This is a genomic window from Rathayibacter tanaceti, from assembly GCF_001634385.1.
Taxonomy (GTDB): Bacteria; Actinomycetota; Actinomycetes; order Actinomycetales; family Microbacteriaceae; genus Rathayibacter; species Rathayibacter tanaceti.
The window spans coordinates 1-1,022 of sequence record NZ_LIIN01000276.1 but is presented as its reverse complement, the minus strand read 5'-3'; the positions used below and the strand labels follow the sequence as shown (position 1 = coordinate 1,022).

Sequence of the window (1,022 nt, the reverse complement as noted above, 5' to 3'; positions counted from 1 at the left end):
GACGGCCTGACTCGAGCGCCCCACGCGTGGCATCCGGAGCAGCGCCGTCGAGCTCGCCCCCGACCTCGTCGGCGCCCTGCCCGTACTCGCCGCACGGTGCGGCTGAGCATCGGGCGGACGCTCGCCGGACTCATCGGCGCCTATACGGCGACGGTCCGAGGGGGGCGGCGCGCACGCGGTGCGTCTCGCGGTGGCCGGCCCCGGAGACCCGCACGCGGTCGAGATGCGCTCCGCGGTCGTGCCGCTCGTGCCCGTCGTCGACCGCGACACGACCGTCGAGGCGTATCTGCGCTCGTTCGACGACGCGCTCCGCGCAGGGCGTCCGCACCACGGCGCCGACCCCGACGCCGTCGCCCGGGCGCTCCGAAGCCGGTTCGGTGCCCCCGCGCTCGTCGCGCCGGGCATCAATGTCCTGCTCGGGGCGGGCGGTGACGACGGCATCTCGCGGTCCACCTGGGTGGGGCCCTCGACCGATCTCGATGTCGTGGCTGAGGGTGAGATCGACCGCCGTTCACTGCGGATCGTCGTGCGCGGCCGAGCCGATCGTCTCGAGCTCTCGGCCCACGCGTCGGCGCTCGCCGCCTTCGTGGCCTCCGCCGTCGATGCCTCCGACGCGCCGCTGAGCGCGCACCGCCTCGTCGACGATGCCGAACGCACGCTGCTGCTGGCCACACGCAACGACACGGGACGCTGCCCGTCGGACCGCGACGTCGTCGAGATGATCGTCGCCCGAGCGCAGAGCGATCCGTCCGCGACCGCGGTCGTCGACGGCGACCGGTCGATCGACTACCAGACGCTGCTGGGTGCTGCGGCGCGGATCGCCCGCGTGCTGCGCGAGGAGTTCGGGGCCGGTCCCGAGACGGTGTTCGCGATCGACATGCACCGCAGCGCCGAGATGGTCGCCGCGATCCTCGGCATCCTGATCTCGGGCGCGGCGTTCGTGCCGCTCGACCCGGCGTGGCCGCACCGCCGCCGCGCGGGCGTCGTCGCCGACTCGGGAGCGCGCGCCCGCCTCATCGGCC

At 74.9% G+C, this 1,022-nt stretch carries 1 protein-coding gene; it reads left to right on the top strand.

The genetic code is table 11. The features are described 5' to 3' along the window. Positions 1-190: 190 nt before the first annotated feature. Positions 191-1,022: AMP-binding protein (locus tag ACH61_RS17130; RefSeq protein ID WP_153038964.1), on the top strand; the 832-nt coding region annotated here is incomplete at its 3' end.